We start from the raw sequence: 23880 nt of genomic DNA, 5'->3' as shown, positions 1-23880 counted from the left end.
ATTAATTTCTGATGGGCGATAACGCCGATCTCAAACCATCACCGACTAAGTTAATAGCAAGCACGCTACATAAAATAGCAACACCTGGGATGGTTACAGTCCAAGGTGCGGTCAATAAGTTATCTAATCCTTGAGACACCATAGCGCCCCATTCAGGGCTTGGGGCTTGCGCTCCAAGGTTTAAGAATCCCAGTGCTGCAATATCCAAAATCGCAGCTGAAATGGCCAGCGTCGTTTGGATTATCACGGTTTCCCATACGTTTGGCATAATGACATACCAAAAAACCTGTACTGAGTTAGCGCCGTCTAACTTGGCCGCTGTCACGTAATCTTTTTGCAGTTCTTCGTGCACAGCTTGGTGAATTGCCCTTACAAACTGTGGCGTTAGGGCTATACCCACAGCCCAAAATACGTTATCTAATCCTGGCCCCATAACCGCTACAACCAATATTGCCATTAATAAAGATGGAATGGATAACAGCGCGTCGAGAAGGTGGCTTAAAATTGATGATTTTAGCCCCTTCATCATGCCAGAAATTGAGCCAATGATGAAACCGACTAACAAGGACGCCAGTACAATAGCCAGCGCCATGCCAAACGTAAGGTGCGCACCGTGAAGCAAGCGACTAAAGATATCTCGGCCTAAATCATCGGTCCCGAGAAAGTGCTCAACCGTGCCACTCGCATCCCAAGACGGCGGTAAAAGCAGTGCCAATGGATCCTGTTGCTCTGGTGAAAATGGCGCTATCCATGGGCCAAAAATTGCCACTATAAGTAAACAACATACAGCCCAAAGCCCTATTAATGCGAACGGGTTATCAGCAAATGCCTGCCACACCTTTTGCATTGGCGAAGGGATATGGTCTTCTTGATAAATTCTAATTCGCGGCATAAAGTTCTTTCCTGCTTAGCGGATTATAAGCGTTATGAAGTACTTCAATTAAGATGCTTAAAAAAATGATGATAAGTGCAACGCCTAACACGCCACCTTGGATCACTGTGTAATCACGCTGATAAATACCCGATACTAACCAGTTGCCGACTCCGGGCCAGGAGAAGATAACTTCAACAATCATGGCGTAACTTGCAAAAGTCCCCAGCATTAACCCCAAGTTTTTTAGCACGGGAATAAGCGCATTTGGCAGCGCATGGCGTAGCACAATTGTTCCAGTATGTAATCCGCGAGCTTCAGCTGCCTTAATGTAAGGTTGGTCCATAATGTTTAACATGGCGGCGCGGGTAATTCGTACCACCACTGTAAAAGGCAATACGGCTAGGGTTATCGAGGGTAATATAATATGAAACAGGGCATCTTTAAATGCGGAGAAACGGTATACCGAGTCAGAGAAGAGGGTATCGATTAGCATAAATCCGGTCTTTGGCTCGATTTCATATAATAGGTTAATCCGCCCTGATACTGGAAGCCAACCAAGTTCGACACCAAACCAGAGTGATAAGGTGAGGCCTAACCAAAATACCGGAATTGAATAACCGGTTAAGGTGATCGCCATAATACTGTGTTGGGTGATTTTATTCTTACTTAATGAGGCGAATATCCCTAATGGAACGCCCAGTAGTACTGCAATTAGCCCTGCAACCGTTGCTAGCTCAAATGAAGCAGGCAATGCTTGGGTTAATTCTTCAATAACTGGACGTTGAGAGGTGATAGATAAGCCTAAATCGCCACTCAAACGCGTCTTTGCATAGGCAATAAACTGCTCTAGTTGATTGCCGTTTAACTGATAAGTCTCTTCTATTTGCTGTAATTGCTCTGCGTTCGGGGCCGCTATTCCGCTTAAAGCAAATGCCTTATTAACGGGGAAATTTTCAGTCGTCACAAACAACACGCCAACTAATACAAGCGTTGTGGCAAAAAATAGGTTTAATCTGCGTAAAAGATATCGACCCATTATAAGTCTCCCTCAGGCGCTATATTTTTGGCTCGTTCAAATGAAATCCCGCCAAAAGGAGTAAGCTGTGTTTGTTTGACGTTTCTGTTTTTAAAGGTCAACTGGGTAGCGTGGGCAAATGTCATCATAGGCACATGTTCGATAAATAACGCTTCAGCTTGCTGATAAAGTATTTTTCGTTCGGGTTCTGATGTCGTGGCTTTGGCCTTTGCTAAGATGCTATCCATTTCTAAATTACACCATTGGGCACGGTTACTCGACGAGTCGAGAGAGTCACAACTCATAATAGGTGAAAAGAAATTATCAGGATCGCTATTATCAGCATTCCAACCAATTAACACTGAGTCATAGTCGTTACGATTAAGTTTTTGATTAAATACACTCCAATCGTAAGTGACAATATTGACCTTAACACCGATATTGGCCAAGTCGGCCTGGATTAGTTCGGCTGTTTTAAGCGCATTAGGGTTATAAATACGTGCAACGGGCATCGCCCAGATATCAATGCTTAGGTTGGTTATTCCAGCATCCTTTAACAAGGCGCGTGCCTTTTCAGGATTATATTGATAGCGGCTCTTATTGTAATGGTAGGCCCAAGACTGGGGGGGCAGCATTCCCGTCGCTTTTATCGCTGTTTCTTGGTAAACCACCCTTAGGATGTTGTTTTTATCGACGGCGTAGGCCAATGCCTGACGAACACGAACATCATCAAAAGGTTTCTTTTGGGTGTTGAAAGCCCAAAATGCGACATTGAAACCAAGTTGGGTATCAAGCTCAAGGCTAGGGTGGCGCTTAATCACAGGTAGCTCGCCAGCTTTAGGGAGCGCAGATACACTACAATCACCCGTGATGAGCTTGGTTAATCTGGCACTACTTTGTGGGGTAATATTAAAAACAAGCTGTTCCAATTCAGGTAAAGTGCGCCAAAAATCATCATTTCGGTGGTAACGAATAAGCTCATTTTTGACATATTTGACCAACTTAAACGGACCCGTACCGACAGGGTTTCTGTCCAGCAGCTCAGGGGTTCCTTGGTTGATGAGGTTATCGGCGTACTCTTTAGACAAAATAACAGAGAAACCGGTTGCTAAATTGGCAAGAAATGATGCATCACTTTGATTCAGGTGAAAAATCACTTCGTCATCAGCCACTTTTTCTATATTGGCGACAGTTTGATTAAAACCGATACTTTGAAAGAAAGGGTAACCACTTTTTGATACTTGATGGTAAGGGTTGCTGCTATCTATGATGCGATTAAAAGAAAACAGCACATCATCGGCGTTTAATTCGCGAGTCGGTGTAAACCAAGGGGTATGATGAAATTTGACACCTGATCGTAACTTAAAGCGATAGCTTAGCCCATCTTCAGAGGTGTCCCATGAGGTCGCAAGAGAAGGCACTATTTCACCCGAAATCGGGTCATAATCGACTAAACTGTCGTAAATTTGTTGTGAAGTGGCGTCAATTGTCGTTCCTGAGGTCACTAACTGAGGATTAAACGTCTCAGGGTTGCCTTCCGAGCAGTAGACTAAACCCGCGGGAACTTGCTGTGGCCCACAGGCGATGAGTAACAAGTTAATCGCAACGATCCCGGTGATCAACTTTATTCTCTTTAGCAGCTGTTTCATTAAGCAATCATTTTTTAGCTGAACATTGTCAGCCATTTTAACAGTGCCCGCTAGCTAACAGCAATTATTTATCCAGCAAGTTGTATTTCTTTAAGATCCCGCGAAGTTGATGGTAACTAAGGTCGAGCAATTCAGCGGTCTTCTTTTGGTTAAATTGGCCCGCTTCTAACGCGAGTTTAAGAATAGCTACTTCGTTTTGCTCACAGTGTGTTTTGAAGTCGATAGGGAAGTTAACCGTATTGTCGACCTTTGTTATTGGGTTAGCACTTACTTCTGTGCCATTGTTAGTGAAATTAACGTTTTCAGGAGACACACTTTGCTGACGCTCTTTTGTTTTAACGCGCTTTGTTGGTCGATAGGGGGAAGCAAAGGGGTCAATAATGATCTGATCAATGGCGATGTTGGTATCGGCATTGCGATAAACGCTACGTTCAACAACGTTTTTAAGCTCGCGAATATTACCAGGCCACTGATACTCCATAAGCTGCTTAGTTGCATTTGGGCTAAAGCCTTCAAATAGCTCAAGCTTTAACTGTCTTGCCATACCGACCGCAAAATACTCTGCAAGTGGCATGATATCTTCTGTTCTGTGTCTTAAGGGGGGCAAAGTGATCACATCAAAAGCGAGTCTGTCGAGTAGATCTGGTCTAAATTCACCCGCTTCAGCAAGAGAGGGAAGATCTTCGTTGGCGGCACAAATAAGGCGCACATCGGTTTGTACCGTTTTGCTTCCACCGACGCGTTCAAATTCGCCGTATTCAATTACGCGTAATAACTTTTCTTGAATTAGCCCTGAAGTATTGGCAAGCTCATCTAAAAACAAGGTGCCGCCATCGGCGCGTTCAAAACGGCCTTCATGTTTTTTATTCGCTCCGGTAAATGCACCGGAGTCATGGCCAAACAACTCACTTTCGAGTAAGTTTTCACTTAACGATGAGCAGTTGAGCTTGATAAAGCTTTGATCCCAGCGTTTTGATAAATAGTGCAAACGCTCAGCGATAAGCTCTTTACCTGTACCGCGTTCACCAATAATGAGTACCGGCTTAGATAAAGGCGCTACTTGTGAAATATGTTCAAGGACTTCCAGTAAAGCATTGGATTGTCCGATCAGGTTATCTTGCTGAAATTGCTTTCTCACAGTAATTTTTAGTCTTTCACGCTAATAAGTGGTGAAAATAATAATATGACGGTCAGTTTATAAATGAAAGTAAAAGTTAAATAATTGTTTAAGTCGTTGTATTGTTGGGCAAATAGAAAGTTGGCACGGAATGTGGATTATATTTATCGAATCCAACGTTAATTAGAGGAAATTATTATGGGAATCTTTTCACGCTTTGCAGACATCATAAACTCGAATATCAGTTCATTACTTGATAAGGCTGAAGATCCAGAGAAAATGGTTCGTCTTATCATTCAGGAGATGGAAGACACGTTAGTTGAAGTGCGCTCTACCTCTGCCAAAGTATTGGCTGAGAAAAAAGAGATCATTCGCCGCATCGCTAAAGTACAAGAGCAGGTACAAGATTGGGAAAATAAGGCTGAACTTGCTTTATCGAAAGACCGTGAAGATCTTGCGAAAGCGGCTTTAGTTGAAAAACAAAAAGCGAATGACCTAGCGCAAACACTTGCTGCTGAATTAGTGGTTGTTGAAGAGCATATCTTGCGTCTTAAAGAAGAAGTTAACTTGCTACAAGATAAGCTAGCCGATGCTAAAGCACGTCAAAAGACTATCATCATGCGCAAGCAGACAGCTTCATCACGCTTAGAAGTAAAGAAGCAGCTTGATTCAAGTAAAATTGATAATGCCATGAGTAAGTTTGATCAATATGAGCGTCGTGTAGAAAATTTAGAATCTCAAGTTGATTCATACGATTTGGGTAATAAGCGCACGCTGAACGATGAATTCGCTGCGCTAGAAGCTGAAGATTCAGTTAACGCCGAGCTTGAAGCGCTTAAAGCGAAAATGAAGGGCAGTAAAACTAAAACTAAGTAATAACCTAAAAGGAGGTGAGTTATGGACCCGGATATTTTAATGGCCCCGATTATTATTTTTATGGTAGTCGTGGCTCCAATATGGTTAATACTGCATTACCGCAGTAAGAGACAGGTTAGCCAAGGCCTTACTGAAGAAGAGTTTAACCAGCTTAATGAGCTGATTGCCAAAGCTGACAAAATGTCACACCGCATTGAAACGTTAGAAGCAATCTTAGACAGTGAGGCACCACAGTGGAGGAGTCGAAATGATTAAACAACCTCGACTCATTACTGTAGAACTGCGCCACTATTTAATTAAATAACAAGGAGGAAGTCAGGATGAACGATGGTAAACGAACGTTATATCGGATTCCTCAGTCAGGTAAAATAGCGGGTGTGTGTGCCGGTATTGCTGATTACTTCAATTTTGAAACTTGGTTAGTTAGAGTACTTGCCGCTTCAATCTTCTTGTTGGGTGGCTCAGGGATTGTGCTGATCATCTACGTGTTGCTTTGGATGATCTTGGATATTAAACCTGGCACAGGAAAGAACGAGTTTGCAAGCAAAGAGATTGAATTGAAGAAAAAGTTTTGGCAATCAGGAGAGCCAGCTAAAATGGCCCTAAGGGATGTGAATAGCCAGTTTAGAACTTTAGAAGTGAGGCTACAAAATCTAGAACGTCACGTCACTTCTGACAATTACGATCTTAAAGATCAAATCAATAATTTATAGATGAATCATCTGTAGCCAATGATCTATAAGCAATGATCTATAGTTCAATGACGGGGCAGGCTATACTGCCCTAGAACTTTCTCAAAACGAGTTTTACTTCATTTTATGGCAAGTCTTAAACGCTCTCTCAAAAAGCTCACTAAGAATACCCAAGCCGTTGCGCTTAGAACAACCGATAGAAATCTACGCCTAGCGGTTACAGGCTTGGCTGGGGCGGGTAAAACAGCGTTTATTACTGGCCTTGTTAATCAACTGCTGCATTCCGGTATTGCAGAAACAAGCTCACACTTACCCTTATGGCAAGTCGCGCGTGATGGTCGCTTGTATGGCGTAAAACGCGATATGCAACCTGATTTAACTATTCCAAGTTTTAATTATGACGGGGCGATGAAGTCGTTAACGACTGAACCTCGGGTCTGGCCAATATCTACCCGTAGTATCAGCGAGCTCAGACTCGCCATAAAATATCGTCCAGCTAAAGGTTTACTGTCAAAGCTTACCGATAGTGCCACCTTATATTTAGATATTGTCGACTATCCGGGTGAATGGCTACTCGATCTGCCCATGCTAAAACTGTCATTTCAGCAGTGGTCAAATACGCAAGTAGAAAGAAAGGCCGTTTTTCAGTGTTCGACTTATTATGCTGAATTTACTCAATTACTTAATAGCATTGATTTGGCCAGCGAAGCTGATGAACTTAAGCTGCAGCAAATTGCAGACAGTTACCAAAAGCTACTGCAAGACTGCGTGACGAATCATGGATTTTATTATGCTCAGCCGGGGCGATTATTGTTACCGGGTGAGTTAGATGGCACGCCTGTTTTGGCATTGTTTCCGCTGCTTGATATTGATGAGTTAGGCTTTCAAACACTTGAGCAATCGGCCTCTAACAGCTTTTATCACACGCTAAAGCAGCGCTATAAAGAGTATGTCAGTCGGGTCGTTAAACCTTTTTATCATGATTACTTTGCCAAATTTGATAGGCAGCTATTACTTGTCGATTGCTTTACCCCACTAAACCGTGGCCGTGCTCAATTTGATGACATGAAATCAGCAATCCATGCGGTGATGGAAAGCTTTCAATTTGGCCAGTCGAGCTTACTCAAAAGACTTTTCTCGCCAAAAATAGATAAACTGTTGTTTGCAGCCAGTAAAGTTGACCATGTTACTCGTGATCAGCAAGGCAATGTTTTATCTTTATTGACTCAATTGGTTCATCAAAGTCAGCAACACGCTAAGTTTGAGGGTTGTGAGGTTGAAACCATGGCGATCAGTGCGATTAAATCAACTAGCCATGGCATGGTCAAACAAGATGGACGCGAAATAGAAGTGGTACGTGGCACCGAGCTTAGCGAGCAAGAGCCTGTGACCCTGTTTCCAGGAGAGGTGCCTAAGTCTTTACCCTCTGCTGATTTTTGGGATAATCAGGGCTTTGAGTTTGTCAATTTTGCGCCAGCAGTGAATCAACATCCGCAGCGCAGTAACGCCGATTTTGAGCACATACGTTTAGATCATGTTTTACAGTATTTGCTCGGTGACAAGTTGAAATAATACTAGATCAGTCTTTAGGTAAACGTTAGACGAGTGAGTGTGTATGTCACAAGGTGATAATTCCATTAAAAAACAACAACGATTCGACAATAGTGACTCTGATAGCAATGAGACAGATATAAAGCTAGCTGCAGCGACTAGCTTTGATCCACAGCTCGAGTTTATCGAAACCGCTAGCTTCTCAGAGTCAGAGCTTGAAACCCTAGTTGACGAGCGTTTAGCGGCGTTTGATCCGTTAGCGCAAGAAACGACAAAAGATCCGCACTTAACGCGTAAACGCAGTTGGTTGGGGAGGTTGTGCCTAGTCGGTATCGCTGTGGTCGTGGTTGTAGAAGCCGTTCTTAGCCTACAAGCGGCTTTTTTACAGAGTAGTTGGTTATTTGGCCTTTATGCCAGTGTCACCGTTCTTGTGACATTATGGGCTGGTAAGATGACCTTTGTTGAATGGCGAAAGCTAAAAGCCTTAAAGGCTATCGAAGACAGTCAAAGTGTTGGTAACCGTTTAGTGCACAGCATGCAGATGGGAGAGGCCGATCCATTTATTGATGAGATCATTGAGAAACTCCCTAAAACCGTGCAGGTTAGTCGATATCAGCAAAGTGTTACAGCGGAACATAACGACGCTGAAAAACTCATATTGTTCGATTCACTGGTATTGAGTGAGCGTGATTTAGCCGCTAAAAAAATTGTGCGACGTTTTGCTCAAGAATCGGCTTTATTACTGGCTGCGAGTCCTTTAGCGATGTTAGATATGGCGATTATTCTTTGGCGTAACCAGAGCATGATTAATAAGCTTGCAGCTTGTTATGGCGTTGAGCTGGGTTATTGGAGTCGCATAAAACTGATCCGCAGCATTATAGGCAATATTATCTACGCCGGCTCGAGCGAGATTATTACCGACTTAGGCACTCAATTGTTGTCGGTAGAGATGTCAGGTAAATTATCTGCCAGACTCGCTCAAGGGCTAGGTGGCGGACTGCTAACGGCAAGGCTCGGTTACCAAGCAATGGCATTATGTCGTCCGCTTGAGTTTACTGCGCAATCTAAGCCTAAGCTTTCAGGGATCCATAAAGAACTGCTACTCAGTCTAAAAGAGCTATCGGCGAGCGTATTGTCTAAAAGCGTTAAAGCAGAGAAGACAACGGTCCATAAAGACTAGTTTGTTATGTTAAACGATTTGATGATGCTCGCGACTGAGGCTTCGCGCTAACTTATAAGTGCTATTTAGCAAACACTTATAAGTTAGCCACTCACTAAAACATCGTTGATAATCCCACTTGCCTCCTCACATTTTCCGTTGGCTGTAACATTCAATTTACATGCTGCTTAAGTCAAATTCCTCCCAAATAGTATGATCTTTAGCCTGAGTAGTTCATGTTGAGCGCATAAGAGTTAGCCCTGTTGTTTGATTTTTAGATTTAATGGGTTGGTAAATTCATTTGAGCTTGAAGAGAGTTAACTGACATTCACAACGATTAAAAAGTCAGTGTAAATTAGTTGGGAGAGCAATATGCAAGATAGATGGAAACTCGCCACAAAAGTAATCCATGCTGGACGTGAGAGTAACCCCGTCGGTGCGCTGGTGACGCCATTATGCCAAAGTGCTACTTTTGTGTTTGATAGCGCAGAGCAGGGCGGAGCGAGATTTTCGGGAGCTGAACAAGGTTATATTTACACGCGTTTAGGAAACCCGACGACAGCAGAGCTTGAGCGCAAAATTGCTGCACTAGAAGGCAGCGAAGCGGCGGCTGCGACGGCTTCTGGCATGGCGGCGGTATCGGCAGCATTATTGGCAAACTTAAGTCATGGTGATCATTTAGTCGCATCTAATGCAGTTTATGGATGTACTTTTTCGTTAATGACTTCGCTGTTAGTGAGGTTCGGCATTGAAGTATCATTAGTTAATTTCAATGACGAAGCGGAAATTAAGGCCGCAGTAAAGCCTAATACCAAAGTAATTTTTTGCGAGACACCGGTAAATCCACATTTAGATGTGTATAACCTGGATTTGATAGCTGGTATCGCTAAGCAGCACAATTTGGTGAGTGTGGTGGACAACACCTTTATGACGCCTTTATTGCAGCAACCCATCAAGCATGGGATCGATATTGTTATTCACAGCGCCACTAAATACCTCAATGGTCATGGTGATGTTATTGCCGGGCTGATCTGCGCGAGTCATCAGCAGATGGAGGTGATTAAATATGAAGTGCTCAAAGATGTTGGCGCAGTGCTTTCTCCCCATGATGCATGGCTCATCCTGCGAGGATTAAAAACCTTAGATGTTCGCCTTGAAAGGCATTGTGATAATGCTGAAAAAATCGCTAGTTACCTTGAGTACCACCCGAAAATATCTAAGGTGTACTACCCAGCACTTAAAAGCCATCCTGGTCATAAATTGCTTGGAACGCAGATGCGAAGAGCGGGCGGCGTAATAGCGTTTGAGCTTGATGCCAGCCTTGAGGAATCGATAAGCTTTATTAATCAGTTGCCGTTATTTTCTATTGCGGTCAGTCTTGGCGATGCTGAATCGCTTATCCAGCACCCAGCTTCAATGACACATTCTCCTTATACAGATGAAGAGCGAAGTCGAGCGGGGATCACGGATAATTTGCTGCGGATCTCGGTGGGACTAGAATCGGTAGAAGATATTATTCAGGCACTTGAGGCGGGCTTAGATAAGCTGGGGTAATAACCAATTCGTGTGAGGTTAATACTTGCTGATTTTTACAATGAATAATAAGAGCCCGACCTAAGGTTGGGCTCTTTTGTGTTGGGTTAAATATCCCAGAAAGTATGCGCGATGATATAAAGCACTACCATACTGATAAAGTTGATAATCACACCAGCCTTCATCATTTCAGACTGCTTAATATAACCGGAGCCATAAACGATAGCGTTTGGTGGTGTGGCAACAGGTAGCATAAAGGCACAAGATGCAGCGATACCAATTAATACTGACAGCATAACAGGTGACAGCCCTAAAGCTTCGGCTATGGCAGCAAACACCGGAACCAATAATGCTGCACTGGCCGTATTACTGGCAAATTCAGTTAACATGACCACAAAGGCTATTACTGCAAATGTAAATAGCGCCATGTGGGTATTACCAAAAATATCGGTGATCCAATGGGCTAGAAATACACTTGTGCCCGTTGCTTTAAGTACAGCACTTAAGGTTAAGCCGCCACCGAATAGGATAAGTACGCCCCAATCTGTTGTGGTTTCAATTTTTTTCCATTGGACTAACCCAAGACCTGCCAATAGTACAACCGCACTCAGGGCTACAATTGTATCGAATTTAGCGATGCCGCCTAAGGCTTGTGAAAGAGGTTTACTGAAAATCCAGCAGCACACTGTTGAAATGAAAATAAGTAGGGTTAATTTACCTTGGAAGTTCAATGACTGCTGCTCGGCTTTCACTTCACAGATCATCGAAAGATCGGGCTTTAAGTACAAATAAAGTGCAATCAGCATCATTGGCAGCATAATTGCGACAGTAATAAGACCAAACTCAAGCCAATCGGCAAAAGATAGTCCTACTTGAGCAGCCGCAATCGCATTAGGCGGGCTGCCCACTAAGGTACCTATCCCGCCGATGTTGGCCGAGTAGGCGATACCTAGCAACACAAACAGGTAGGTGCTTTTATGTTTAGCGATATCGATTTGATGCAAAATACCAAGAGCAAGAGGTAACATCATTGCGGTTGTGGCGGTATTACTGATCCACATAGATAGACCCGCGGTGATCCCAAATAGCATCACACAGGCTACTGAAAGGCGACCTTTCGAAGCGCCAAGCACTTTCTGGGCAATCAACCTATCAATACCTTGGTGGTTTAACGCAGCAGCTAGCACAAAACCACCAAAGAATAGATAAATGATAGGGTTCGCAAAGTGACTCATTGCCGATTGTGTTTCGAACACACCAAATAGAACGGCCAAAATTGGAATTAGAATTGCTGTGACACTGATATGAATGGCTTCTGTTAACCACAGAATTGCTGTAAATACCAGCAAGGCTAAACCCGTATTAACGCCTTGTTCGAAGGGAAGGAAGTTATACATCAAAAATAACAGTATGATATCAGCAGCCAAAATGATTAACTTTTTCTGCTGTTTTGACATCATGCCATCGGTATTATCGGGTACTTTTGTTGATTCAAATGACATTGTCATGTCCATTATTATTTTAGGTTGACTCACTCTAGTTCAGCTTTAGCTAAGTTCAAAATCTGGCATGGCGTTAAAAACTTACAGATTTGGCATATAAAAAGCGTGTGAGCTCTCACGAAAATAGCGTATTTGAGATTACTGTCACTTAAAGTTGTTCTGTTAATTCGACATTTATTCATCAAACAGGCATTTTTTGTATGTGCAATACAAGTTACTGAAAGTTAGCCATTATACCTTTAGCGTGATCGAGATCTCTTTCGTGTTGGCGTTGGTGTGACGGTGCGCGCTGACTGGCTAAATTCGAGACAGTGATCTATCTTTTAGTTGTGGCGATGGAAAAAGGATTGCGGCCACACATTTATGGATAAATAAAAGGAGTTTTCTATGTATAAAGTCATTTTGTCTATTTTATGCCTATCGAGTTTATTAATATTTCCTGCAGTATCGGCAACGAAAGTTGCAGAAGCACCCACGTCACAGCAAGCAAAACAATCTAAAGCTAAATCCGAGTTGATTAAAATTAATAGCGCAACAATTGCTCAGCTATCCGCATTAAGTGGTATCGGTGAGGCTAAAGCCGCTGCAATTGTTGAGTATCGTCAACAGCATGGAAATTTTAATTCAATTGAACAACTCACCGAAGTGAAAGGGATTGGTGAAAAGCTAATCGAGAAAAACCGCAGCAAACTTAGTTTATAGCTACCTACAGTTAAACTGATAACCAACCCCTTACGCGATAAGCTCTAGTTTATAGTGTGAAAAAGCCCTTATTTAAGGGCTTTTGTTTATAGAATCGTCGATTAAACCCAAATTGGGTAAACTTGGGTGATAATCACTTGATTGCTGGTGATGCATGATAGATAATGCAGCCGTTCTTTGGAGTAACGCTCTTAAAGAAATCGATGGTGACCCTAGGGTCCCTCCGCAATGATAACTTGTGAACTCGGCCAGGCCTGGAAGGGAGCAACCGCAGCAAGTGACTCATGTGCCGGAGTGCGGCTCTAGGGGAGCCTCCAAACTAAAGTCTAATCAAAGGCTTATCTCAGAAATACCTCAGGTGATACACTTGGTGGTACACTCGATGAGAAATAGTTTAGCTAAAACTCCCCCATATTTGTTTCAATCTCGTCATGGCATTTGGTATGCGCGAATAGTCGTACCCGAAGCTCAGCAAAGCTCCCTTGGTAAACGTGAAATCAGAAAGTCCTTAGCGACTAGAGACCGTCTTGAAGCCGTTCGTAAGTCTTGGCAAGTGTTGAGCCAGTTACGCAGTGTTGCTGATGGTGATACTCAAGGCACTACTGAGGCGGTTCATACTCAAGCCTGTACGCAAGAGGCCTTAAGACCAGCCAATGTCTCTGCTCCCACTATTACCGCCCAAAGCAACAACAGTCATCCTAAGCTCCCAAGACTCAGCCAAGTTGTAGAAGAGTTTTGCCAAGAGAAACGCAAGCAAGGCGCATGGTCACCACACAGTGAGCAGGTTAACCGCCAGACCTTTAAAGACATGATTAGTCTTATAGGCGATATACGTCTTGAACAGTTCACCTTAGCTAAAGCATTAGAATACAAACGACACTTCTCATCCAAAGCAGACCTTGCTGTATCAACAGTTAATAAGCGACTGACCCGAGTCTCTTCACTATTACAGTGGGCAGCTCTCCATTACGGCACTAGCAACCCTATGACAGGCTTAAGTATTAAGGTGTCGGCAAAGGTTAAAGCCTCTAAGGCACGAGATGCCTTGAGCGAGACCAAAATCAAACAGCTATTTAGGGAAATTCCACCGACTACTGAACATAAGATGCCTTATCGTGCATGGTTGCCAAGGCTTGCTGCTTATACTGGCGCGAGGTTAGGGGAGTTAGCTCAACTATATATAGATGACTTTACCGTTATTGATGGTTACCCCTGCATTCACATTAGAGCGACACATCCAGATCAGTCTATCAAGACCGCGACCAGTGAACGTGTCATCCCTATTCACCCTAAGCTAATCGCTATGGGTTTCCTTAAGTTTGTCGATAAGCAACAGGCCTGCGGCCACGAGCGACTATTCCCAGAACTTAGGAAGATATCGACTCGTGGTTATTCACATCAGGTCTCTAAATGGTTCTACACCTTTAAGCCTAAGTTAGGTTGGGGTGAGCGAGACACCTTACATGGCATTCGTCATGCAGTGGCTACTCAGCTCAAACATAAAGAGTACAGCTCAGATATGGTCGCAGGTTTGCTTGGTCATTCTCATGGCTCGATAACCTTTGACCGCTATGGCAAAGAGTACAAGATAGAGAACATGTTGAAGTTAGTTAAGGCGCTGGATTGGGAATAGCTCAAATAGAGTTTTACAAACGGGTTAAACGGGTTTGAGCGATACGTTTCTGTCGCTTGATACAGTGTAACGTCAGGTCTGTGTAGCCCTCGTAGGTGCGTAGGTTCATACGGCGACCATTTGTCTTGGCGAACTCGTCATGCAGCTCTTCGATGATACGGATGACTGATGTCCAGTAGGCGTCTCGAGCTTTCTTAATCAGGAGGGTCGATGCGACTTCATCAATCAGGTCTTTCATTGCGGCCATGTCGTGGTCTAAAGACTCCAGAGCTGTACGCATTGCGAAGCCGCCTTTGCAGCACTTACCGTATAACTCAGAGGCACGTTCACCTTGGACGTCAGCTACAGAACGAGCTATAGAGATAGCCTTGGGGATGTCACCATTGGTTACTGCTGTGAATGCTTCGACCACTGCTTCATAGAACTCAACGTCACACCACATGGCATAGGCATAAAGTGCTGATTGAGTCGCTAGTGTCTGACGTAAGCGTCCTTTATTGGCAACCCGCAATTTTGCGGTTTGTTCATAATGTGCACGATTGGTATTACGCCACTCGCTAGGACGTTGTTTCTCGGCTAGACCAAAGGCTCTGTGGATGTCGTTAAGGTCGTACATGCCGTCTTCATTAGAAGTGATAGTCGCTGTGACCTGATTGAAAGTTAGTTGGATAGTTTTCATGAGTGTTTTCTCGTGTGAATTACTTAATGTTTAAAAGTTGAGTAGAGAGAGTCTTAGTGCTTCCCATATTGGCCGTTGACTAGTGCGGTGAACTCTGCGATTGCCTGTAAGCAATAATCCACATCGAACCACATTGCATAGGCATGAAGTGCTTTTTGAGGACCGAATACGCCTGTCTCAGTCTCGATGTTGAAGTACTCTGCAGCTTCTGGAGTTTCTTTTAGCCACTCGCTTGGGCGAAGATCCTCGGTTAGCCCAAATGTGCGCCATACATTGTTAAGGTCAAACATGCCGTCCTCGTTAGAAGTGATAGTTGCAGTGACCTGATTGAAAGTTAATTGAATAGTGTTTTGCATATTAATGTTCCTTAAATTACGTGATGTTTTGTGTTTGAAGTCAGGCTTGTTGATTGTTTTAAAGCCTGTCGGTATTTGTGTAAGCATCTCAACACGAGCCTTGTAACAAGACTGGGTAGAGCTACGGTTAGTGGGGATTGGTTTTGAACGTTTTGTAATGCCCTAAGGGAATAGGTGCGTAGTACTTGATCGGTTGTGGTTTACGCAAGCTGTCGAGTTTGCCTTTCATGCAGCCATGCTTTAAACAGCTTACGCATACGAGGGCATACAATAAACAAGTGCATGGGGTCACCTTTTCGAACACTGCCACGCCATATAAGCTGGAGCATTTCAGCTAAGGCATACTTGTCTTTGTTGAATGTCACTCCTTTGTTCTTACAGTGGTTGTAAATAGCAGGGTTCTCAAACTTGCTAAGCGCATAGACCACAGCTGTCTTGTCGGCATGCTTGTTAGTTGCTCGGCAAGTTGAAGCGACCCAAAGTGCGTTGGTGTACTTTGCTCCTTTGGCTTGTGCTTTTCCTGACTTGATACGCTGACCATTTTCATCCTTATAATCCCAGTTTGCCTTTGGGCAAGTAATGAGAATATTTTCAGACGTTAGCTTTCTGTTGGTCACGAAGCTTGTAATCAGAGCGGAAAGTGGCTTGATGACTGCTGGTCTAGCTTTACTCCACCAAACTTGAGTTAAAGAAGCTCGAGTGTCCTTTTTGGGTTCAAACAGTTTGATGTTGTCACGGGCTATCTGCTTGAGTTCAGTCTCATTGCGCATTAAGGCAAGCTCATGGGTAATATCCAGTGGCTTGATGTCATGAATACGACAGTAATGGGAAAAGATGGTGCCTTCCCATAGGTAGGTCATACAGATAACTTCTTCAAAGGAAGATAGGATACTGATTGGATACTGGTGTATGAGGGTTTCACCACCGATCAAGTACAAGCTTTGGTTACAACAGTCCTCTGCAAGTGCTTTCTCTCTTGCGTCATCAATAGCTGCAATAGGGAAGCTCGCACAGTTCCAAGTTATAAGGCCGTCAGCTGCTACAGATAAGGCTTCCGACTCTATCAAGGTTCTAAGTCGATGGCGTCCAAGAGGTGGGGGGACTTTGATTGCCTCCACTGCTTCATCAATGATTAGGACGTATCCAGCAGCATTAATCTCGTTAGCATCAGAATGATTGAGGTTCTGGAGTGTTGCGTGTGTAGTGACAATATTGTACCCGTTAAGGATTAGATCCATGAACGAGTCCTTTTTGCTTCGACCCATAGATGTGGGCTGCTGAAAGTTTAACTCGGGGCAATCTTGTTGAAAGCGTTCGAGTTCAGATAGAAGAGGGGAGACATACACAAACTTTGAGTTTGGCGCGTTATCCTTCATATATTGCTGAATGGCGGTGCTCTTTCCTGCTCCCATCATCGCATCGACGACTTTTAAGTTAACTTTATATTGTGTTGTATTAGTTTTCATATGGTTGTATCCATTGAGTTTAAGTAAGGGCACTCATCAAGTCCCATCCACACAAAGGCCAAACAGCAAAGGATACTTCCTAAGTGTGGTCTCGAGTGAATGCGCTTAATTAAATGCTGTTTGGGTTATAGGCCTTGGGTGACCTTGGTGTTGGTTGAAGTTGCCATGGTTTGAGGGCACGACAACAGGGATTAAATTGACTCAGATTGAGGCAGAACGACTTTCATTCCATTAGTCCGCTTTGAGGGGCGGTTTTTGTATCTCGATATTTACTTTATCTCTAGGATGATGAAAGTTGATTAGAGGATTCTAATATTGACAGCTCCGCTAAGTCATATCCTAAGATGTCTGACCTAAGTCTCAAGCTCTCTTAACGATAGAAGTCTTTTAGTTACTATAAAACAGTTAGTTACATCATCCTTATGCTTGTTTTGAAAATTAATAGGCATACAAGAGTAAAGACAATATAAGTAACGACCTCATTTACGACTCAAATCCTTAAGGTTAAAGCTTATGACTGCTTTAGGTTTCACTCTTAAGTGACTTAGGTGGATAAAATATCATTATCTAAGTAGGCATCATTACTGAGGCATTGCTCTGAGAAGTCTTGTAGAAGGGAGACCGTGACAAGGAAAATCTGATAGGTTTGGGTTTCAAGATTGTGTCTACAGAAGAGATTCAGGTTAGCCTTAAGTTGTGAGGGCTGCAATGAGTAGCTGCTTAGTTCTATAGTCCGCTTTGAGAGTGTAGATTTGATTGTCTTACCAATGCTGTGGTTAAGTCATCTTTATTGGCGGTCGACTAAAACAGGTAGTCAGAGACAGATAAGCTTTAAGACTCTTGAATGATCTAGAGCTGCTCATATGCCTCATGGCTACCATTTACTAAGCTAGGTCTAACGTGCCTCTACGGATTATTTAGAGGGGTTGTAGGGCCTCATTTCAGTAGCCTATACAGTGTGGATACCCCGACACCAATAGTCTTGGCAGTCTCAGCCATAGACAATCCTTTGGTTCTCAACTCCTTTGCTCTTGCTACCGTGGCATCAGGGGTCGCGGTTCTTCCTTTGTACTTGCCCTCGGCCTTGGCTCTATCAATACCAATCCTTTGGCGTTCCAAAAGTGTTTCCCTCTCAGCCTGAGCTATCTGTGCCATGACTGCTAGAATGATTCTGCCTGCGGTGCTATTCAGGTTTGTACCATCCAAGTCACTAACGACTACGTTAACCCCACGTTTGCACAGTTCATCAGCCTGTTGCTGTACTGCCAAAGCATCACGCCCAAGACGGTCAACAGACTTGACAATGAGCGTGTCTCCTTCGACTAAATGAGCAACCAACTTCTTATATTCAGGACGATCTAGGGTCTTGCCGCTAGCTTTCTCTGTTACCACAAAGTCTGTCTTAGGGTACTTAGCCTGTAAGTAGTCTACTTGCTGGTGGACATTCTGTTCATTGGTAGAAACACGAGCATAAATGTATGTGGTCATGGGACTTCTGGCTCTCGTTAGACTCTAGAACCAATGAGAATATGTGTTTCTCATTTAAATACCACCCTAACGAGAAAGAAATGAGATGTCAGTCTGGTTTCTCTTTAGAGATTACCCTAAGGAGAAGTAAAAGCATGTGCTTAGAGAGAACGCTGAGTTCGCTTGCCCATAAGTTGTCTAATGCTTTGGCTGATGAGACTAGAGGTTAGGTAATGAGGGGGGGTAGGGGGGAATCTAGCTGAGGCCTTCTTATTAAAAGACCTCAGACAATTTTGTGATGTTTTAGACTTTGGAGATCCAAGGTGTTCTAGAGGAATGTGAGGACTAGCTAAATTTATCTAAAACAAATTTAATCCACGGGTCAATATCTGTGTAATAGGTAGTTCTAAGCAACTTGGATTGAAATGCAGCAGTAAGGGCTAGCACTACTGTTAGGGACAACATCGAACGCGACTGCCACCTTGAGCGTCTCTCCTTATTTTTCTCTTCAAGGAGGTGTTCATAACTTGAGAGTGCTTTACCTGTAATCCTAAAGTTGTAAGGGTCAACTTTTTCTAGCTCGCCTGATTCAGCTAAGGACATTAACACTAATTGAGTCCCTTGCTTTAGAGTTGGGAATTGAGGGTGGAGTATTGTAAATGTACCAAACATGCTACCGACCAAACGCATACTATCGAACTTCATATTATGGTTATCTTCAGTTAGCTTAATGGTAGCAGCTAAAGCCTTTAGTCTATCAGGTCTTTTTAGTCTTCTTTTGTTGTAGAAAAACTTAGGGATGTTATATTTCCATAAGATGTACTTCGAGCGGACAACATAGAAGGAAGTGACTTCATTTAAAAGGAACCCCAAAGGCGTCTTATAATTATAAGTAACAAGACCATGGAAATGGCTTATGTCAAAGTTAAGACTATCTAAGTCAGTTAGGTCTATCTTCTTAGGGTTCTTTGCTACATGACTTCTTTTTTCTTCATCCCATCTTTGGCCAATTAAGAAGTTCCCCTCGACCTTCTCAGCTAAGTAGCTTCCATCCCTATCTGTCACATATACAGAGAAGCAGTCCACTTTCTCACCTTCAGGACCACTTCTAGGTATTCGGGTTAAGCTAGGCTTGTCTAAAACTTCTTTTAACTTCCTAATGAAAAGGGAATTAAACCAACTCATAATCTCGGTCTTAATGTATTAAACTTGAGTAAGCATATTATGTGATAACAGTCTGTTTTGCCAGAAGTTATAAATTGATAAGTATAAAGTTATTTAGATGAAAACTAATGACTTTCATTGCGGTTATTTAGTAGGGATGAAGCTTTATAGTGGAGAGAATATTATTGGCGTGACTTCAGCTAGCTGGTGGAGTGTATTCAGTGATACACTAAGTGTGACATTAACGACTTAACCCAGCTTGGGTCATTTCTGAACTAGTTAATGGATGCTTACCTCGTGTCTCCTGCAACGGTGGCTTGTGTGAGTGGTCTCTCTCTGGAAGGGAGCAACCGCAGCAAGTGACTCATGTGCCGGAGTGCGGCTCTAGGGGAGCCTCCAAAACTCCCCGCTTTTTGTAACACCTAAGAAATAACTATTTGTTTTCATACTTTTTTTAGTGCTAATCCAACTAACGTTATCAGTTCTATTGCGCCTTTTTTATATTAGACTCCCTACTTGTACAATTCGTGTGTACCACCTCATGTAAAAAATCGGATTAGCTTGTCCTGACCCTGACCCTGACCCTGACCCTGTATCTGGATTAGGCTCTGAATGTTCTAGCTGCTGGATATTGACTCCACAAGACGCCATGAACTCATCCCTGAGGGCTTAACAACAGCATCCATGCTGCAGAGTCTTGCTCGTTCAATATCTAGCTGCTCCTTATTGAGCTGTAATAGCCTGCCTTTTATAAAACGTCATGAACGATAATGAGGCTTACTAAAGCCAATGGGTAATTTGTTGATACTGGCTGGTCACTTACGATGGTGTCATCTAACGGTGGTTTGATGAGCCTAATGATTCTTAGGGCTTGGCTTTGGTTGCTTTAGTGTTTATGTTCACAGGTTAAAGGAATAGGGCTAAAGCTAAAGGTTTGTCTTTGTGTTGTATTTGAGGGGGCTGGGGGGAAACTCGCTGAGGCCTTATTATTAAAAGACCTCAGATAATTTTGTGATATTTTGATACGTGCGAATAGTCGTGACTTAAACTCTGCGAAGCGACTACTGCTTATTAGACTCTTTTAAAAACACCCGCGACTTTTCTAGCGCTTGCTGTATTTCAGCCTTCATCTGTTGTAGTTCGTTGTAATCTTCAAAAAAGTAGGTATCGACTAAGTGTCTGATATAACGTACTGGAAGTTGATTGAGTGTAATACAGCAGAGATCGGCGAGATAATCTTCGGGGAGTTCATCCAATAGACCTTCATCTGACAATAGTTCGAGCAATAAGACTTCATAGTAGTTTCTTATTTCTAATTGCATATAACACCCCTTGTGTTAAACAGATTTGAATCTTGATAACCCTGACATTACCACATTGTATTAGCGGCAATAAATAGCTGACTATGACGAAGGTTAAGCTGTTGTGGTTCTTTACTGTAGCCGCCACCGATGACACAAGCAATGGGAATTTGTGCTGTTTTAGCTTGAGCAATAACTTCTTTGTCTCGCGCGTAAATGCCATCGATGCTGATATTTAAATGGCCGAGATTGTCATCACTATGTATATCAACGCCAGCGTCGTAAATAATGAGATCGGGTTTATGTAGCCGTATAAGGTAAGCAAGTGTTTGGTTGACGGTTTCTAGGTATTGCTTATCTTGCGCGCCGCGGGGGAGCTCTACGTCATAGTCGGACGATTGTTTGCGTGCTGGAAAATTCTCTTGGCAGTGAATAGAGCAAGTGATTATCTGGCTTGATGATTGAGCCATAGTGGCTGTGCCATCACCCTGGTGCACATCACAGTCAAAAATAAGCACGGTCTCAATATTGTCCAGCTGTAAGCTAGCATTAGCAGCTAAAGTCAGATCATTAAAAATACAGTATCCACTACCAAATTGCTGGTGGGCATGATGGTAACCTCCACTTAGATGTATTGCGCAGCCGTGCTCTATCGCGAGCTTACAAGTAAGTGCGGTTCCTGCAACGGAGTAGAGGGTGCGTTCAACTAAAGAATTGCTCCACGGAAAGCCGATGCGACGCATCAGTTTGCTGTCTAGTTCACCTGAAATAAAGTCTTTAACATAGCTTTGATGGTGTAATTGCGTGAGATATTTGAAATCGGCTTTTGTTGGTGAGTTAAATTGCGCTGGTGCTGCAATTCCCTGATTGAGTAGGTACTCGTATAAAGCGCCGTATTTGGTAATAGGAAATTGATGCTGTGATGGCAACGCCAGCTTAGAGTAGCTGGCGTGATATACCAATGGGATCATACTCAATGTAGGATCAAAACCAAGGTTAAAGCTGTTTAATGGCCCAGCTCATGAACTCTTTACGTGTTTGTTCATCAGCATGTAGCCACCAGTATTGTAGCATTTGCTCTGCTTTAGCGGCGTCTTCTGCTGAAGTCGCTGGTGCAGCGCCTACAACTGCTGGCATTGTTGCCGTGGCAGCTGGAGATGGTTTGCTAACTGGGGCGCTAGGTGTTGATGCGACGGCTACCGCGGCACTCGTTACTATCGCCGCTTCAGCGTCTATGTCTGTGGCGTCGTTACCACTAAAAAATCGGGACACGAATGATTCTTCGGTGATGTCGGTTTGAGTGACTTTGTAACTCACATTGCCTTTGTCTTCACGAGTAATAATGACTTGTGGCGCTTTCGCAAAGCTTTTTGGGTTTTTAACAAACTCACCATCGGCTGGTTTTAATTGGTAGCTGTAATCACCATCCACATCAATCGTGACGATAAATGCATTTGATTTAATATTAGATTCACTGTCGCTAAAATCATCTTCAACTAAGTCGTTATAGCGAATAGCGATTTTGTGAGTGCCTTTATCAAGTTCAATCTCTGACTTATGATTAAATAGGCTACTCTTTATCTCTTGTCCATCAACTGCGATGTATTCAAAAGCCATTGGGATGTTGAAGTCAGCGGCAAAAGCTGCTGAAGAACCACAGAGAGCAAGAAGTGCGGTAATGGTTAGACGTGGTTTCATTTTTGTTCCTTAACGATTTTGACTCTTAAAAGGTCGCTCGAATAATTGGATGCGATCTTCGATATAACTCGTAGCTTGTCGACATTTTCCTAGCCGACTGTGCAGCGAAAGGATCTCATTCTGCAGCTTGATTTTGTCAGCACTATGACAGTTTTCAAGTGAAGATTGCAAATTTTCAATTTTTTGTTCAATAATCTTAGCCCAGTTCAAATGTTTGTTAAGTTCTTCATAGAGTTGATGGCTATTTTGCATCACATTTGAGGCTATCCAGCTAAAGCCACTTTGATTGTGGGACTGAATTCCTCGCTTAATGGCATAAGCTCTTCGGCTGCGTTTTTGCTGTTCAATTGACTTAACATTAATACCGGTTGTTAATAGCGCACGTCTGAGTGCACTAAATCTATCTTGAATTTTCTCGCAGCTAGAGACAATCGTTTGAGGCGAGCGCTTCGCTTTTAATAGCTGTTCAAGTTGGGCAATGCTTTTTGAAAGTTGATCGATACAGGGCTGGAGTTGGCCACCCGCTTGAATAAATAGTTCGTTATTAAAACGTTCAATATCTTGCATCATTTTACGCTGCCCTGGTGGCAGGCGAGAATCATGCTGTAATACCTCTTGCTCCAACTGTTTTAGCTGTAACTTGAGTTTTTTGATGAGCTCATCTGTGGTCATAACCAAGCACTCCAAACTAACTGCGCCGCTATTAAGAGTATAACGGTGATAAAAACAGGGCGGATAAACGGCAGGCCAAATTTAATGGCTGAGTGCGCGCCGATATATGAGCCTACCATCATACACAGCCCCATAGATAAACCTATGACCAAGTGAACCTTGCCTAACATAATAAAAATAATCAGTGAGGTGAGGTTACTGGTAAAGGTCATGGCTCTGGCGAGTCCACAGCTATAGAGTAGAGGCAATTTGTGCAGACCAGTGCTTGATACTGTCCAAAAAGCGCCAATACCAGGACCTGCAAAACCATCGTAAAAGCCTAATGGCAAGCCTTGTAGCCATTGTTTTAGTTTACTCTTAGCTTTAGTCGGGATCTTGTGGTTGTTATCGCCCATGGCATTAGGCTGAAATAGGGTATAAAGCGCGATAGCGATAATCATGATAGGCAGCCATTTTTCAAGCCATTGATTATCTATTAAATAGACGATAAAGGTACCGATTACTGCGCCTATAAAGGTGGCAATAAAAGTGTGATACCACAATGATGGTGAAAATAGGCGTTGCTTATAGTAGGTGTAAGCTGCCATTGAGGAGCCAAAACTCGCGGCTAGCTTATTGGTACCTAGTGCCATATGGGGTGACACGCCCATGGTTAGCAATGCCGGGATCGACAACAGTCCGCCGCCGCCTGAAACAGCGTCGATAAACCCGGCAATAAAACCGACTAATGCGAGTATGGCCCAACTACTTGGGTCGAGAAATAAATCCAATGGT

The 23880-nt window shown here is 43.2% G+C and carries 23 protein-coding genes and 1 other RNA gene; 9 read left to right on the top strand and 15 right to left on the bottom strand.

Annotated features, from left to right (window positions below):
- Window position 1 precedes the first annotated feature (1 nt).
- The 4 genes from ACVBIO_RS08905 to pspF form a co-directional block, all read right to left on the bottom strand.
- Complete coding sequence (locus tag ACVBIO_RS08905) at window positions 2-892, bottom strand: ABC transporter permease subunit (RefSeq protein WP_447161207.1); 891 nt, start codon at window positions 890-892, stop codon at window positions 2-4.
- The gene (locus tag ACVBIO_RS08900; RefSeq protein ID WP_447172428.1) at window positions 879-1910 is read right to left on the bottom strand and encodes an ABC transporter permease subunit; all 1032 of its coding nucleotides are present in this window, start codon (window positions 1908-1910) and stop codon (window positions 879-881) included. The genes ACVBIO_RS08905 and ACVBIO_RS08900 overlap by 14 nt, the downstream gene beginning before the upstream one ends.
- On the bottom strand, window positions 1910-3538 hold the full coding sequence (locus ACVBIO_RS08895) for an ABC transporter substrate-binding protein (protein ID WP_447161209.1): 1629 nt from the start codon (window positions 3536-3538) through the stop codon (window positions 1910-1912). Before ACVBIO_RS08895 ends, ACVBIO_RS08900 begins: the two co-directional genes overlap by 1 nt.
- Before the next feature lie 64 nt (window positions 3539-3602).
- A complete protein-coding gene (pspF, locus tag ACVBIO_RS08890; RefSeq protein ID WP_447161210.1) occupies window positions 3603-4676 on the bottom strand; it encodes a phage shock protein operon transcriptional activator in 1074 nt (357 codons plus the stop codon).
- A 177-nt stretch (window positions 4677-4853) separates the two neighbouring features.
- Between pspF and pspA the strand changes: the two genes are divergently transcribed.
- From pspA to ACVBIO_RS08860, 6 genes are all read left to right on the top strand, one after another.
- Window positions 4854-5531: a phage shock protein PspA gene (pspA, locus tag ACVBIO_RS08885; protein ID WP_447161211.1), complete on the top strand. Its 678-nt coding sequence runs from the start codon at window positions 4854-4856 to the stop codon at window positions 5529-5531.
- Between the two features lie 21 nt (window positions 5532-5552).
- On the top strand, window positions 5553-5786 hold the full coding sequence (pspB, locus tag ACVBIO_RS08880) for an envelope stress response membrane protein PspB (protein ID WP_447161212.1): 234 nt from the start codon (window positions 5553-5555) through the stop codon (window positions 5784-5786).
- A gap of 65 nt (window positions 5787-5851) precedes the next feature.
- The gene (gene pspC / locus ACVBIO_RS08875; protein WP_447170344.1) at window positions 5852-6244 is read left to right on the top strand and encodes an envelope stress response membrane protein PspC; all 393 of its coding nucleotides are present in this window, start codon (window positions 5852-5854) and stop codon (window positions 6242-6244) included.
- A gap of 105 nt (window positions 6245-6349) precedes the next feature.
- Entirely contained in the window at window positions 6350-7795 is a 1446-nt protein-coding gene (locus ACVBIO_RS08870; RefSeq protein ID WP_447161214.1) for a YcjX family protein, read from the top strand.
- Window positions 7796-7838: 43 nt separating this feature from the next.
- A complete protein-coding gene (locus ACVBIO_RS08865; protein WP_447161215.1) occupies window positions 7839-8954 on the top strand; it encodes a TIGR01620 family protein in 1116 nt (371 codons plus the stop codon).
- Window positions 8955-9305: 351 nt separating this feature from the next.
- Window positions 9306-10487, top strand: coding sequence for a trans-sulfuration enzyme family protein (locus tag ACVBIO_RS08860; protein ID WP_447164117.1), 1182 nt, complete (start codon window positions 9306-9308; stop codon window positions 10485-10487).
- A gap of 86 nt (window positions 10488-10573) precedes the next feature.
- Here the strand turns inward: ACVBIO_RS08860 and ACVBIO_RS08855 are convergent, their stop codons facing one another.
- On the bottom strand, window positions 10574-11968 hold the full coding sequence (locus tag ACVBIO_RS08855; RefSeq protein ID WP_447161217.1) for an SLC13 family permease: 1395 nt from the start codon (window positions 11966-11968) through the stop codon (window positions 10574-10576).
- 387 nt (window positions 11969-12355) lie between these two features.
- On the opposite strand from ACVBIO_RS08855, the gene ACVBIO_RS08850 reads away from it, so the two are divergent.
- From ACVBIO_RS08850 to ACVBIO_RS08840, 3 genes are all read left to right on the top strand, one after another.
- On the top strand, window positions 12356-12670 hold the full coding sequence (locus tag ACVBIO_RS08850) for a ComEA family DNA-binding protein (RefSeq protein WP_447161218.1): 315 nt from the start codon (window positions 12356-12358) through the stop codon (window positions 12668-12670).
- Between the two features lie 212 nt (window positions 12671-12882).
- Window positions 12883-12979: signal recognition particle sRNA small type (ffs, locus tag ACVBIO_RS08845), an RNA gene on the top strand.
- A 73-nt stretch (window positions 12980-13052) separates the two neighbouring features.
- Window positions 13053-14303: a tyrosine-type recombinase/integrase gene (locus tag ACVBIO_RS08840; RefSeq protein WP_447172427.1), complete on the top strand. Its 1251-nt coding sequence runs from the start codon at window positions 13053-13055 to the stop codon at window positions 14301-14303.
- 13 nt (window positions 14304-14316) lie between these two features.
- Here ACVBIO_RS08840 and ACVBIO_RS08835 read toward each other — a convergent pair whose 3' ends face one another.
- From ACVBIO_RS08835 to ACVBIO_RS08790, 10 genes are all read right to left on the bottom strand, one after another.
- Complete coding sequence (locus ACVBIO_RS08835) at window positions 14317-14982, bottom strand: KilA-N domain-containing protein (RefSeq protein WP_447172426.1); 666 nt, start codon at window positions 14980-14982, stop codon at window positions 14317-14319.
- Between the two features lie 53 nt (window positions 14983-15035).
- Window positions 15036-15338: a hypothetical protein gene (locus tag ACVBIO_RS08830; RefSeq protein ID WP_447172425.1), complete on the bottom strand. Its 303-nt coding sequence runs from the start codon at window positions 15336-15338 to the stop codon at window positions 15036-15038.
- A 200-nt stretch (window positions 15339-15538) separates the two neighbouring features.
- Window positions 15539-16804: a DEAD/DEAH box helicase family protein gene (locus ACVBIO_RS08825; protein WP_447172424.1), complete on the bottom strand. Its 1266-nt coding sequence runs from the start codon at window positions 16802-16804 to the stop codon at window positions 15539-15541.
- A gap of 936 nt (window positions 16805-17740) precedes the next feature.
- Window positions 17741-18292, bottom strand: coding sequence for a recombinase family protein (locus tag ACVBIO_RS08820; protein ID WP_447164113.1), 552 nt, complete (start codon window positions 18290-18292; stop codon window positions 17741-17743).
- Between the two features lie 324 nt (window positions 18293-18616).
- Window positions 18617-19456, bottom strand: a complete 840-nt coding sequence (locus ACVBIO_RS08815) for a hypothetical protein (RefSeq protein ID WP_447172423.1) — start codon at window positions 19454-19456, stop codon at window positions 18617-18619.
- A 1040-nt stretch (window positions 19457-20496) separates the two neighbouring features.
- On the bottom strand, window positions 20497-20757 hold the full coding sequence (locus tag ACVBIO_RS08810; protein WP_447161219.1) for a late competence development ComFB family protein: 261 nt from the start codon (window positions 20755-20757) through the stop codon (window positions 20497-20499).
- Window positions 20758-20804: 47 nt separating this feature from the next.
- Window positions 20805-21707, bottom strand: coding sequence for a histone deacetylase family protein (locus ACVBIO_RS08805; RefSeq protein ID WP_447161220.1), 903 nt, complete (start codon window positions 21705-21707; stop codon window positions 20805-20807).
- A 25-nt stretch (window positions 21708-21732) separates the two neighbouring features.
- Complete coding sequence (locus ACVBIO_RS08800; RefSeq protein WP_447161221.1) at window positions 21733-22434, bottom strand: DUF2057 domain-containing protein; 702 nt, start codon at window positions 22432-22434, stop codon at window positions 21733-21735.
- Between the two features lie 9 nt (window positions 22435-22443).
- A complete protein-coding gene (locus ACVBIO_RS08795; RefSeq protein WP_447161222.1) occupies window positions 22444-23106 on the bottom strand; it encodes a primosomal replication protein in 663 nt (220 codons plus the stop codon).
- Window positions 23103-23876, bottom strand: a complete 774-nt coding sequence (locus ACVBIO_RS08790; RefSeq protein ID WP_447161223.1) for a sulfite exporter TauE/SafE family protein — start codon at window positions 23874-23876, stop codon at window positions 23103-23105. Before ACVBIO_RS08790 ends, ACVBIO_RS08795 begins: the two co-directional genes overlap by 4 nt.
- Window positions 23877-23880 lie beyond the last annotated feature (4 nt).

Source organism: Shewanella sp. 0m-8 (assembly GCF_052977265.1).
The sequence above is the reverse complement of the archived record's forward strand: the minus strand, read 5'-3'. Positions and strand labels throughout refer to the sequence as shown.

Coding starts and splice junctions, on each gene's coding strand:
- ACVBIO_RS08905 (WP_447161207.1), bottom strand. CDS start 892: ATGCCGCGAATTAGAATTTATCAAGAAGACCATATCCCTTCGCCAATG.
- ACVBIO_RS08900 (WP_447172428.1), bottom strand. CDS start 1,910: ATGGGTCGATATCTTTTACGCAGATTAAACCTATTTTTTGCCACAACG.
- ACVBIO_RS08895 (WP_447161209.1), bottom strand. CDS start 3,538: ATGAAACAGCTGCTAAAGAGAATAAAGTTGATCACCGGGATCGTTGCG.
- pspA (WP_447161211.1), top strand. CDS start 4,854: ATGGGAATCTTTTCACGCTTTGCAGACATCATAAACTCGAATATCAGT.
- pspB (WP_447161212.1), top strand. CDS start 5,553: ATGGACCCGGATATTTTAATGGCCCCGATTATTATTTTTATGGTAGTC.
- pspC (WP_447170344.1), top strand. CDS start 5,852: ATGAACGATGGTAAACGAACGTTATATCGGATTCCTCAGTCAGGTAAA.
- ACVBIO_RS08870 (WP_447161214.1), top strand. CDS start 6,350: ATGGCAAGTCTTAAACGCTCTCTCAAAAAGCTCACTAAGAATACCCAA.
- ACVBIO_RS08865 (WP_447161215.1), top strand. CDS start 7,839: ATGTCACAAGGTGATAATTCCATTAAAAAACAACAACGATTCGACAAT.
- ACVBIO_RS08860 (WP_447164117.1), top strand. CDS start 9,306: ATGCAAGATAGATGGAAACTCGCCACAAAAGTAATCCATGCTGGACGT.
- ACVBIO_RS08855 (WP_447161217.1), bottom strand. CDS start 11,968: ATGTCATTTGAATCAACAAAAGTACCCGATAATACCGATGGCATGATG.
- ACVBIO_RS08850 (WP_447161218.1), top strand. CDS start 12,356: ATGTATAAAGTCATTTTGTCTATTTTATGCCTATCGAGTTTATTAATA.
- ACVBIO_RS08840 (WP_447172427.1), top strand. CDS start 13,053: ATGAGAAATAGTTTAGCTAAAACTCCCCCATATTTGTTTCAATCTCGT.
- ACVBIO_RS08835 (WP_447172426.1), bottom strand. CDS start 14,982: ATGAAAACTATCCAACTAACTTTCAATCAGGTCACAGCGACTATCACT.
- ACVBIO_RS08830 (WP_447172425.1), bottom strand. CDS start 15,338: ATGCAAAACACTATTCAATTAACTTTCAATCAGGTCACTGCAACTATC.
- ACVBIO_RS08825 (WP_447172424.1), bottom strand. CDS start 16,804: ATGAAAACTAATACAACACAATATAAAGTTAACTTAAAAGTCGTCGAT.
- ACVBIO_RS08820 (WP_447164113.1), bottom strand. CDS start 18,292: ATGACCACATACATTTATGCTCGTGTTTCTACCAATGAACAGAATGTC.
- ACVBIO_RS08815 (WP_447172423.1), bottom strand. CDS start 19,456: ATGAGTTGGTTTAATTCCCTTTTCATTAGGAAGTTAAAAGAAGTTTTA.
- ACVBIO_RS08810 (WP_447161219.1), bottom strand. CDS start 20,757: ATGCAATTAGAAATAAGAAACTACTATGAAGTCTTATTGCTCGAACTA.
- ACVBIO_RS08805 (WP_447161220.1), bottom strand. CDS start 21,707: ATGATCCCATTGGTATATCACGCCAGCTACTCTAAGCTGGCGTTGCCA.
- ACVBIO_RS08800 (WP_447161221.1), bottom strand. CDS start 22,434: ATGAAACCACGTCTAACCATTACCGCACTTCTTGCTCTCTGTGGTTCT.
- ACVBIO_RS08795 (WP_447161222.1), bottom strand. CDS start 23,106: ATGACCACAGATGAGCTCATCAAAAAACTCAAGTTACAGCTAAAACAG.